Here is an 11,500-nt window from a genome sequence, read left to right on the forward strand (position 1 = left end):
CACACGGGCCAACAGAAACGCCCAATGTGGCTTGTTCACCGCTCGCGGCGCCGTTCTTTGGCCGTTGCAAGACGGGCAGCGCAATTCGCGAGCGAACTGCCCGCAGCAAAACGAAGCCTCGTAGCCTCGCCGCGCTGCCATACAGTCAAACCCCCGTCCGCCTCGGCGCGCATATGGACAGCGCAGCCGGGGCTGGCCGAATTCGTGATAATTTTCGTCAAACGCTGCCGTCTAGCGGCGCAATGGCGTCGCAACGCGGACGGTCGATTCCGATCCGCGTTTCACTGTGAACAACATCTGATGAAACCCGTTATTGCCCTCGTAGGGCGCCCCAATGTGGGGAAATCCACACTCTTCAATCGTCTCACGCGTTCGCGTGATGCGCTCGTTGCCGATCTGCCCGGCCTCACGCGCGATCGCCACTACGGCGAAGGGCGTACAGGCGAGCGGCCCTACCTGGTCGTCGACACCGGCGGTTTCGAGCCCGTCGCGAAAGACGGCATTCTCCATGAAATGGCGCGCCAGACGCGCCAGGCAGTGGAGGAATCGGACATCGTCGTGTTCATCGTCGACGGTCGCAATGGCCTTGCGCCGCAAGACAAGTCAATTGCCGACTACTTGCGCAAGACCGGCCGGCCGATCTTCCTCGTCGTCAACAAGGCCGAGGGGATGAAGTACAGCACGGTCGCCGCCGACTTCTACGAGCTCGGTCTCGGCGATCCGCGTGCAATTTCGGCTGCACACGGTGACGGCGTCACGGAGATGATCAATGAGGCGCTCGGCGTCGCTTACGCGGGCCAGCCCGAAGAAAGCGACGACGAGAAGGAAGCGCGCGGCGTAAAGATCGCGATCGTCGGCCGTCCGAACGTCGGCAAGTCGACGTTGATCAACGCACTGGTCGGCGAAGAGCGCGTCATCGCGTTCGATATGCCGGGCACTACGCGCGATTCGATCTACGTCGACTTTGAGCGCCAAGGCAAGCCGTACACGCTGATCGATACGGCGGGCTTGCGCCGTCGCGGCAAGGTGTTCGAAGCGATCGAGAAGTTCTCGGTGGTGAAAACGCTGCAGTCGATTTCGGACGCGAATGTCGTGATTCTGCTGCTCGACGCGCGTCAGGACATTTCGGAACAGGACGCGCATATCGCCGGCTTCGTGGTGGAGCAAGGTCGTGCGCTGGTGGTCGGCGTAAACAAGTGGGACGGGCTCGATTCGCATGTGCGCGAGCGCACCAAAGCGGATCTCGAACGCAAACTAAAATTCCTCGACTTCGCCAAGTTCCATTTCATTTCTGCAGCGGAAAAAACAGGTATCGGTCCGCTGATGCGCTCGGTGGACGACGCGTACGCCGCGGCAATGGCGAAGCTGCCCACGCCGAAGCTCACGCGTGCGCTGATTGATGCAGTGGAGTTTCAGCAGCCGCGTCGCCGTGGTCCGGTGCGGCCGAAATTGCGTTACGCGCACCAGGGTGGACAGAATCCCCCGATCATTGTGATTCATGGCAACGCACTCGATGCGATCACCGAAACGTACAAACGCTACCTTGAAAACCGCTTCCGTGAAACTTTCAAGCTGACCGGGACTCCATTGCGAATAGAGTTCAGATCGTCGACCAACCCTTACGCGGACAAAGGCTGAAACCCGCATGTGCGTTGGGTTTGGCCGCTTGGGCAGGGTGCCCGCGCGAAAACGAAAATCGGCTATAGTGTAGCGGTTGACGGCGGATACCTTTTTCTTCTGTCGTCAATTTAGTCAACCTGCAAAAAAATACGGAGTTTGCTATGAGCAACAAAGGGCAATTGTTACAAGACCCGTTTTTGAACGCACTGCGTAAAGAGCATGTGCCGGTGTCGATCTACCTGGTCAACGGCATCAAGCTTCAAGGGAACATTGAATCGTTCGACCAGTACGTCGTGTTGCTCCGGAATACGGTCACCCAGATGGTCTACAAGCACGCAATCTCGACTGTCGTGCCAGCCCGTCCGGTGAATTTCCACCCGGATTCTGAACAGTCCTAAACCCCCGTCGCGGCCGGCGTAGCGTCGCCCGTTGGCGATCACCTCCGGCCGCCTCATTTTGATACCCTCCAATTTGATCAATGCAGCGCTTGTCGGCATCGACTTCGGTAAGATCGATTTCGAAGCCAGTCTCGAAGAACTCAGCCTGCTCGCGCAAAGCGCGGGCGCGAATCCTCTAGTCACCCTCACCGGGCGCCGGGCCAGTCCCGATGCGAAGATGTTCGTCGGCAGCGGCAAGGCCGAAGAACTGCGTCTCGCGTGTGAGGCGAACGACATCGAACTCGTTATTTTCAACCACGCTCTTGCGCCTGCCCAGCAGCGCAATCTGGAGCAAGCGCTTAATCGGCGCGTGGTCGACCGCACGAGTCTCATCCTCGATATTTTTGCGCAACGCGCCCGCAGCCATGAAGGCAAGCTGCAGGTGGAACTCGCGCAATTGCAGTATCTGTCGACGCGGCTAATCCGCGCATGGACCCACCTCGAGCGGCAAAAAGGCGGTATCGGCTTGCGCGGTCCAGGCGAAACGCAGCTCGAAACCGACCGCCGGCTGATCGGCGAGCGCATCAAGGCGCTCAAGACGCGGCTCGAAAAACTGCGTCGTCAGCATGGCACGCAGCGCCGCCAGCGCTCGCGCAATCAGACCATGTCGGTGTCGCTGGTCGGCTATACGAACGCGGGCAAGTCCACGCTCTTCAACGCGCTCACGAAGGCGCAGGCGTATGCGGCCGACCAGCTGTTCGCCACGCTCGACACGACCTCCCGCCGCGTTTATCTCGGCGACGAAGCAGGGCAGGTGGTGGTGTCCGACACGGTCGGCTTCATTCGCGAACTGCCCCACCAATTGGTTGCGGCGTTTCGCGCCACGCTCGAGGAAACAATTCACGCTGATCTGTTGCTGCATGTCGTCGACGCGTCGAGCGCGGTGCGACTCGACCAGATTGATCAGGTCAACGAGGTGTTGCACGCGATCGGTGCGGACACGATCCGGCAGGTGCTCGTGTTCAACAAGATCGACGCAGTGCCGGAGTTGGCGGCCCGCGGGGACGCGGTCGAGCGGGACGAGTATGGTAATATTTCGCGCGTCTTTTTGAGCGCGCGCACGGGGCAGGGGCTGGATACATTGCGCGCTGCCATCGCTGAGATCGCTACTGCAGAAGCTCTGTCCGACACGCCGCATGACTCCTCGGAAGAAGACCGGTCGGCGGCACCGCGCGACGAGCGCAAGGTCTCAGAACTCGGGCACTGACCCGTTCCAATTGCATACCCGCTGTCTACTCTGGTGAACGAACACAGGTGAACGATTACAACGAGCGGAGTATCTGGCTGCGCATGCGCGCCATGTTTTCACTGAACGATCCCCGCTGGGGCCGTGGCGACGGCAATGGCGAGCGTCAGCGGCCGGGTGAGCCCAAGCGTCCTCAGACCAAGGAAGGTGAAGGTCCCCCGGATCTCGACGAGATGTGGCGGGATTTCAACCGCCGTCTGAGCCGCATGTTCGGCCGCAAGGGCGGCGGTGTTGGCGGCGGGCGTCCGGACAACGGCCGTGGCGCGCGCATCGGCGTGGGCATCGTCATCGGCGTGCTGATCGCAATCTATCTCGGCAGTGGTGTGTTCGTCGTGCAAGACGGCCAGGCCGGCGTTGTGATGCAGTTTGGCAAATATCGCTACACGGCGGGGCAAGGCGTGCACTGGCGCCTGCCTTATCCGTTCGAAGCGCATGAGCTCGTCAATATCGGCCAGGTTCGCCAGGTGGAAATCGGCCGCAATAACGTGGTGCGTCTCGCGAACGTAAAAGACGCGTCCATGCTCACGCACGACGCGGACATCGTCGACGTGCGCTTTGCGGTGCAGTACCAGATCCGCAAGCCGACCGATTACCTTTTCCGCAGCGTCGATCCCGATCAGGGCGTGATGCAGGCCGCGCAGGCGGCGGTGCGCGGCATCGTCGGCGCGCGCAGCACAGACGAAATTCTTGGTCAGGATCGCGAAGTAATTCGTCAGCAGTTAATGGCAGCAATCCAGCAATCGCTCGATGAGTATCAGTCCGGCCTCGCTGTCACCGGTGTGACGATCCAGGGCGTGCAGGTTCCCGACAGGGTGCAGGCCGCGTTTGACGACGCTGCCAAGGTCCGTCAGGAGAACGAGCGTGCGAAGCGCGACGCGCAGGCGTACGCCGCTGATCTGCTGCCGCGCGCGCAAGCCGATGTGGCGCGCCAGATCGACGACGCGAAAACCTACAGCGACAAAACGGTGGCTGAGGCGCAAGGCGACGCCGACCGCTTCAAGCAGGTCTATGCGCAGTACTCGAAAGCGCCCGCGGTCATTCGCGAGCGCATGTATCTGGAAACCATGCAGCAGATCTATTCGAATACGACGAAGGTTTTTGTGGACAGCAAGAGCGGCAACAATGTGCTGTATCTGCCGCTCGACAAGCTGGTCGAGCAGACTCGTCAACGGGTGGCCGATTCTGCTGCAGCCGCCACGGCGGCATCGGGCGGCGTGGCCGCCAGCGCGCCGCAGGTAGCGACTTCCAATGCGCCCGCCGCAGGCGGATCGACGGCGGCAGCGCCTGCAGTGTCTGCGTCTGCCGCAGCCGCCACACCCGCCAGCCGGGCGGCGGCCAGCAGCGACGCGCTGCGCTCACGCGATTCCTTCCGCAGCCGTACGCGTGAAGACGACGTTCAATAAGGGGCACACATCATGAACAAGATCATTGCGCTCGTCATTGCCGTTGTCATCGTGCTGTTTGCCGCTTCGTCGATGGTATTCGTTGTCGACCAGCGTCATATGGCAGTGTTGTCCCCGCGCGGCGACGCCGCTCCCACCTTGCTCGGTCCAGGCTTGCACGTGAAGTTGCCGCCGCCGTTGCAAACGGTGACGCTTGTCGATAACCGCATCCAGTCGCTCGACGCGCCGGACGAAGATCGCTACGTCACGTCGGACAAGAACGATCTGCTCGCGAACCCTGTCGTCAAATATCGCGTGACCGATCCGCTGAAGCTGCTGACCGAAACGAAGGGCGACGTGCAGAGCCTGCCGGACCGCATTGCCCTCGTTGCGCGCAGTGCGCTCGGCGACGCGTTCGGCAAGTACACGTTGTCCGACGCATTGGCCAAACAGCAGGCACTCGCCGACGAAGCCCGTGCCGCGATGGCGAAGAGTGCGGCGTCGCTGGGCGTGTCGGTCGTGGACGTTCAGTTGACGCGGGTCGATGTTCCGGCCTCAATGGCTGACTCGGTCTACAAGCGGATGATCGCCGAACGCGAGCAGGCCGCGGCCGACGAGCGCGCGAAGGGTGCCGCCGAGGCCGACAAGATCCGGGCGGACGCGGTCGCGCAACAGCAGGCGATTCTCGCGGACGGTTACCGTCAGGCGCAAACCATCAAGGGCGAGGGCGACGCAAACGCCGCCGAGATCGCCGCGCAAGCGTACGGCAGCGACCCGGAGTTCTATCAGTTCTACCAAAGCATGCAGGCGTACCGGAAGACCTTCAAGCCAGGCGACGTAATCGTGGTCGATCCGAGCAACGAGTTCTTCCGCTTCATGCGTAGTTCGACCGGCGGCCTCGCCCCGGACGCTTCCGCGGCTCCGCGCAAACACTAATAACCCGGAACGCCGCGGCATTCGCATCGCGGCCCCCTTCTTTAGCATGGATATAGTCGGCTCGTTACTGCTCGCGATCGCGTTGATGCTGATTATCGAGGGGATGTTCCCGTTCGTTTTTCCGAGCGCCTGGCGCGACACGTTCCGTAGAATAGCGGAACGACCGGCGCATCAGATTCGTGTCGGCGGGCTGATCGTGATGCTGCTCGGGCTGATTCTGCTGTTTTTCGTGACCTGAGGCAGTAGGCCGGTTAGCGCGATGCCGCGTGCGGCGCGAGTTCGGGTGTGACCAAGGTCGCACATTTGCGCGGCGGCTCGCTGCGGAACCCGCGCTTTCGGTCCAACGCAATACGGGCCGCATCCGGAAAGCCGCCGAACTCGCCAGAATCGAGCCCTGGCCCGCCAAACACTCTCACTTACCGGCGCACTCAGCCGCCGTGTTCAACGTCGTAGGACTGTATCGATGTCGACCTGGTTACTTCCCGAGAATATTGCCGACGTGCTGCCGTCGGAAGCCCGCAAGATCGAAGAGTTGCGGCGCCATCTGCTGGACCGTTTCCGCTCGTACGGCTACGAGATGGTGATGCCGCCGATGCTCGAATACATCGAGTCGCTGCTGACGGGCGGCGGGCACGACCTCAATCTGCGCACGTTCAAGCTCGTCGATCAGTTGTCCGGACGCACGCTCGGCCTGCGCGCCGACATCACGCCGCAGGTCGCGCGTATCGACGCGCACCTGCTGAATCGCCAGGGCGTCACGCGTCTTTGCTATGCCGGAAATGTCGCGCACACGCGGCCGCGCGGCTTGCACGCGACGCGCGAGCAGATTCAGATCGGCGCCGAAATCTACGGTCATGCGGGCCTCGAGGCCGATCTCGAAATCCAGCAGCTAATGCTCGATGCGCTGCGTCTCGCGGGCCTCGCCAAGGTGCGTCTCGACCTGTGCCACGCGGGCGTGCTCGCCGCATTGATCGAAGCGGAACCGGCGGCCGCCGAGCTGGGACAATCGTTGTACGACGCGCTGGCGGGCAAGGACGTGCCGCGGCTAGTGGAATTGACCGCGAACCTCACGGCCGTGACACGCGATGCGTTGCGCTCGCTGCCCTCGCTTTACGGGGACGCCTCGGTGCTCGAGGAGGCACGCGCCCGCTTGCCGAATGCGCCGGCTATCGCGCGTGCGCTCGACGACCTCGCCTTCCTCGCAAGCCAGGTGGAAGGCGCCGAAGTCATGATCGACCTCGCCGATTTGCGTGGCTACGCGTATCACAGCGGCGTCATGTTCTCGGCGTACGTGGACGGCGTGCCGAATGCCGTCGCGCGCGGCGGCCGTTACGACCATGTCGGGCAGGCTTATGGGCGCGCACGGGCGGCGACCGGCTTTTCGCTCGATTTGCGCGAAGTGGCGCGCATCTCGCCTGTCGAAGCGCGGAGCAGCGCGATCCTTGCGCCGTGGCAGCACGACGACGCGCTGCGTGTGAGCGTCGCCGCGTTGCGCGATGCCGGCGAAGTGGTGATTCAGGCACTGCCTGGCCACGAGCACGACCTGGATGAATTCGCGTTCGACCGCGTGTTGGTCGAGCGCAACGGCGCATGGACGGTTGAACCGCGTTCCTGAGCGCGCTCCGATACGAGCGGCGCTTCTTCGCAATACCCACCATAACGTGCATACCGTTGAGCGGAAACGGAAAAATTCCGGATGCTTCCGCGAACCTAGGTAGAATACGTTTTTAACCAGCTTACGAAACAACATGTCTGCCAGCGCAGTGAATGTGAACCCCGGGCGTAACGTCGTCGTCGTGGGGACCCAGTGGGGTGATGAAGGCAAGGGCAAGATCGTCGACTGGCTGACGGACCACGCCCACGGCGTCGTTCGCTTCCAGGGCGGTCACAATGCCGGTCACACGCTTATCATCGGCGGCAAGAAAACCATCTTGCGTCTGATTCCGTCGGGCATCATGCATCCCGGCGTCGCGTGCTACATCGGCAATGGCGTCGTGTTGTCGCCGGAAGCGCTGTTCAAGGAAATTGGCGAGCTCGAAGCCGCCGGCGTCGACGTTCAGAAACGCCTGTTCATTTCCGAAGCCACCACGCTGATCCTGCCGTACCACATTGCTATCGACCAGGGCCGCGAAGCGCGCCGCGGTGCGAGCAAAATCGGCACGACCGGCCGTGGCATCGGCCCCGCCTATGAAGACAAGGTGGCGCGCCGCGGCTTGCGCGTTCAGGACCTCTTCGAGCCGGAGACTTTCGCTGAACGCCTGCGCGAAAACCTGGACTATCACAACTTCGTGCTGACGCAGTACCTGGGCGTCGCCGCTGTCGATTTCCAGCAAACGCTCGACACGATGCTGGGCTATGCCGACCGTCTGAAGCCAATGGTCACCGACGTGTCGCGCCGTTTGTACGACGCGAACGCCGCCGGCAGCAACCTGCTGTTCGAGGGCGCGCAAGGCACGCTGCTCGATATCGACCACGGTACCTATCCGTTTGTCACGTCGAGCAATTGCGTCGCGGGCGCAGCGACTGCGGGTGCGGGCGTCGGTCCGCAGAAGCTGAACTACATTCTCGGCATTACCAAAGCGTACTGCACACGCGTCGGTTCGGGCCCGTTCCCGAGCGAACTGTACGACGCGGACAACGCCGCGCGTCAGGAAGCGATCGGTCTGGAACTTGCCACCGTCGGCAAGGAATTTGGCTCGGTTACCGGCCGTCCGCGCCGCACCGGCTGGCTCGACGTTGCAGCACTGCGCCGCTCGATCCAGATCAATGGCGTGTCGGGCCTGTGCATGACCAAGCTCGACGTCCTCGACGGTCTCGAAGAAGTGAAGCTCTGCGTCGGCTACACGGTGGACGGCAAGAACGTCGATCTGCTGCCGCGCGGCGCGTCGGAAGTTGCGCGCTGCGAGCCGGTGTACGAAACCTTCGCGGGCTGGAAGGAAAGCACGGTCGGCATCAAGGAATGGGACAAGCTCCCGGCGAACGCACGTGCGTATCTGTCGCGCGTCCAGGAAGTGGCGGGCATTCCTATCGACATGGTGTCCACGGGTCCGGATCGCGACGAGACCATTCTGCTTCGTCATCCGTTCAAGGCTTAAGCGATGGTGCAAGGTCTCCCCATGATTGCGATGAAAGATCCGCGCAACGACGACAAGAACCTGTGGGTCGGCTGGGACGAATATCACCGGCTGATCGAATTGCTCGCCATGGCCGTGCACGAGTCGGGCTGGAAGTTCGACAAGATCCTGTGCCTCGCGCGTGGCGGTTTGCGCGTGGGCGACCAGCTTTCGCGTATCTACGATCTGCCGCTGGCTATTCTCGCCACGAGTTCGTATCGCGAAGCGGCCGGCACGGAGCAGGGCGAACTGGACATCGCGCAATACATCACGATGACGCGCGGTGAACTGCACGGCAACGTGCTGCTCGTCGACGATCTCGTCGATTCGGGCGTCACGCTCGCACGGGTTCAGCAGCATCTGAAAGAGCGTTATCCGGCGATCACGGCAGTGCGCTCCGCAGTGCTCTGGTACAAAGGCTGCTCGAAAGTGAAGCCCGATTATCACGTGCAATATCTGCCTACGAATCCGTGGATTCATCAGCCGTTCGAGGAGTGGGACACGGTTCGTCCGCATAACCTCGGCGCGTGGATCAAGCGCGGCGTCGCGCAAGCGCAGGAGTCCTCGGGAAACTGAGCGGGCATCGCAACGTTTAGCGGCACTCAGCGCTGCACCGTGCTATGCAACGCATCCGAAGCGGAGCCCAATTGGGCTCCGTTTTTTTATGTGCGCGCAGTCACCGGCGCCTACGCTTCGCAGCCTGCGATGACATCCGCGGCATAGCGATTCGTACAGCAGACGCGCACATACCGCAGTGCTACACTGCGCGGACCATCCACGTGGTGTATCCACAACAAGCCGGGCGGCTTCAGACAGGCGGTTTAGAATAGCGGTCGCTTTTTCCGCCCTGGGAACGGATTTTCTCGCGTTTATGACAGATAACAATCACGTGCACAAACAGCCACTGCCTTCCCTCGCGGTCGCCGCGATCGGGGTGGTGTTCGGCGATATCGGCACGAGCCCGTTGTATGCGCTGAAAGAAGCCTTCAGCCCGTCGCATGGCATCCCGCTTACCGATCAATCCATCCTGGGCGTGATTTCGCTGCTGTTCTGGGCCATCGTGATCGTGGTGGGCATCAAGTACGTATTGTTCGTGATGCGCGCGGACAACAACGGCGAGGGTGGCGTGCTCGCGCTCATGGCGCTGGCGCTGCGTTCGCTCGACGAGAAATCGAAAATGGCCGGATTGCTGATGATGCTCGGCATCTTCGGCGCCTGCATGTTTTATGGCGACGCAGTGATTACGCCGGCCATTTCGGTGATTTCCGCAGTCGAGGGGCTGGAGATTGCGGCGCCTCATCTGTCGCATCTCGTATTGCCGCTGACCATGGTGATCCTTGTGCTGCTGTTCTGGATCCAGCGGCACGGCACGGCCACGGTTGGCCGGTTGTTCGGCCCGATCATGCTGGTGTGGTTCGTGGTGCTTGCTGCGCTCGGGCTGTGGCATATCGTGCAATCGCCGAACGTGATCCGCGCGCTGAACCCGTATTACGCGTACACCTTCATGGCCGCGCATGTGCTGCAAGCGTATGTCGTGCTTGGTTCAGTGGTGCTGGTGCTGACGGGCGCTGAGGCGCTCTACGCAGACATGGGCCACTTCGGGGCCAAGCCGATCCGCATGGGCTGGTACGTGCTGGTCATGCCGTCGCTGGTGCTGAACTATTTCGGCCAGGGCGCGTTGCTGATGCACGACGCCAAAGCGATCGAGAATCCGTTCTTCCTGCTCGCGCCGCAATGGGCGTTGCTGCCGCTGGTCGTGCTGTCGACGGTCGCGACCGTGATCGCTTCGCAGGCGGTGATTTCAGGCGCGTATTCGCTGACGAGCCAGGCGATCCAGCTCGGCTACGTGCCGCGTATGAAGATCCTGCACACATCCGAACTCGCAATCGGCCAGATCTATGTGCCGGTGGTGAACTGGATGCTGCTGTTCATCATTCTATGCATCGTGATCGCGTTCAAAAGCTCGGACAATCTCGCGGCCGCATACGGCATCGCGGTGACCGCGACCATGGTCATCACGACCATCCTCGCTTGTGTCGTGATGGTGAAAGTGTGGAACTGGAACAAGTTCCTCGTCGGGCTGATCATCGCTGTGTTCATTACGATCGACTTAGGCTTTTTCGGTGCGAACTTGCTGAAGGTGGAAGAGGGTGGCTGGCTACCGCTCGGCATCGGCGCGCTTCTGTTCTTCCTGCTGATGACATGGTTCAAGGGCAGGATGATCGTGAAGGAGCGCACGGCCGCCGACGGTATTCCTTTGATGCCGTTCCTGCAAGGTTTGCTCGCGCACCCGCCGCATCGTGTGTCGGGTACGGCGATTTATCTGACGGGCAGCGATTCGCTGGTGCCGGTCAGCCTGCTGCACAATCTGAAGCACAACAAGGTGTTGCATGAGCGCACGATCTTCCTGACCTTCGTCACGCGCGACATTCCATATGTGAACGACGCCGAGCGGGTGACGGTGAAGAATATCGACGGTGGTCTGTATCTGGTCAAGGCCGCATACGGGTTCAACGAAACGCCGGACGTGAAAGCAGTGCTCACCGAAATCGGCCGTACGCACGACATGACCTTCGAGTTGATGGATACGTCGTTTTTCCTCGCGCGCGAAACGGTGGTGCCGACACAATTGCCAGGCATGTCGGTGTGGCGCGAGCGTGTTTTCGCATGGATGCACCAGAACGCCGCCAAGCCGACGGACTTCTTTAGTATTCCGGCTAATCGCGTAGTGGAGTTGGGTACGAAGATCGAGATATGACGGCGCAG

The 11,500-nt window shown here is 61.6% G+C and carries 10 protein-coding genes; all 10 read left to right on the forward strand.

Features of this window, described 5'->3' with window-relative positions; all coding sequences use genetic code 11:
• Nucleotides 1–300 precede the first annotated feature (300 nt).
• The 10 genes from der (at nucleotide 301) to SB753_RS08030 (ending at nucleotide 11,492) form a co-directional block, all read left to right on the forward strand.
• A complete protein-coding gene (der, locus tag SB753_RS07985) occupies nucleotides 301–1,638 on the forward strand; it encodes a ribosome biogenesis GTPase Der (protein ID WP_027775398.1) in 1,338 nt (445 codons plus the stop codon).
• A 143-nt stretch (nucleotides 1,639–1,781) separates the two neighbouring features.
• On the forward strand, nucleotides 1,782–2,018 hold the full coding sequence (gene hfq / locus SB753_RS07990; RefSeq protein WP_006051315.1) for an RNA chaperone Hfq: 237 nt from the start codon (nucleotides 1,782–1,784) through the stop codon (nucleotides 2,016–2,018).
• A gap of 73 nt (nucleotides 2,019–2,091) precedes the next feature.
• Nucleotides 2,092–3,264, forward strand: coding sequence for a GTPase HflX (hflX, locus tag SB753_RS07995; RefSeq protein ID WP_033379419.1), 1,173 nt, complete (start codon nucleotides 2,092–2,094; stop codon nucleotides 3,262–3,264).
• Between the two features lie 47 nt (nucleotides 3,265–3,311).
• A complete protein-coding gene (gene hflK, locus SB753_RS08000; protein WP_410799886.1) occupies nucleotides 3,312–4,706 on the forward strand; it encodes an FtsH protease activity modulator HflK in 1,395 nt (464 codons plus the stop codon).
• Nucleotides 4,707–4,718: 12 nt separating this feature from the next.
• Complete coding sequence (gene hflC, locus SB753_RS08005; protein WP_020065548.1) at nucleotides 4,719–5,621, forward strand: protease modulator HflC; 903 nt, start codon at nucleotides 4,719–4,721, stop codon at nucleotides 5,619–5,621.
• Nucleotides 5,622–5,667: 46 nt separating this feature from the next.
• On the forward strand, nucleotides 5,668–5,859 hold the full coding sequence (locus SB753_RS08010) for a DUF2065 domain-containing protein (protein ID WP_020065549.1): 192 nt from the start codon (nucleotides 5,668–5,670) through the stop codon (nucleotides 5,857–5,859).
• 225 nt (nucleotides 5,860–6,084) lie between these two features.
• The gene (locus SB753_RS08015; RefSeq protein ID WP_020065550.1) at nucleotides 6,085–7,236 is read left to right on the forward strand and encodes an ATP phosphoribosyltransferase regulatory subunit; all 1,152 of its coding nucleotides are present in this window, start codon (nucleotides 6,085–6,087) and stop codon (nucleotides 7,234–7,236) included.
• 133 nt (nucleotides 7,237–7,369) lie between these two features.
• Nucleotides 7,370–8,716: an adenylosuccinate synthase gene (locus SB753_RS08020; protein ID WP_020065551.1), complete on the forward strand. Its 1,347-nt coding sequence runs from the start codon at nucleotides 7,370–7,372 to the stop codon at nucleotides 8,714–8,716.
• Nucleotides 8,717–8,719: 3 nt separating this feature from the next.
• Complete coding sequence (locus SB753_RS08025; protein ID WP_020065552.1) at nucleotides 8,720–9,310, forward strand: phosphoribosyltransferase; 591 nt, start codon at nucleotides 8,720–8,722, stop codon at nucleotides 9,308–9,310.
• Nucleotides 9,311–9,605: 295 nt separating this feature from the next.
• Nucleotides 9,606–11,492, forward strand: coding sequence for a potassium transporter Kup (locus tag SB753_RS08030; RefSeq protein ID WP_027804236.1), 1,887 nt, complete (start codon nucleotides 9,606–9,608; stop codon nucleotides 11,490–11,492).
• Nucleotides 11,493–11,500: the final 8 nt, after the last annotated feature.

The sequence above is a fragment of the Paraburkholderia sp. SIMBA_053 genome, assembly GCF_046534895.1.
Taxonomy (GTDB): domain Bacteria; phylum Pseudomonadota; class Gammaproteobacteria; order Burkholderiales; family Burkholderiaceae; genus Paraburkholderia; species Paraburkholderia caledonica.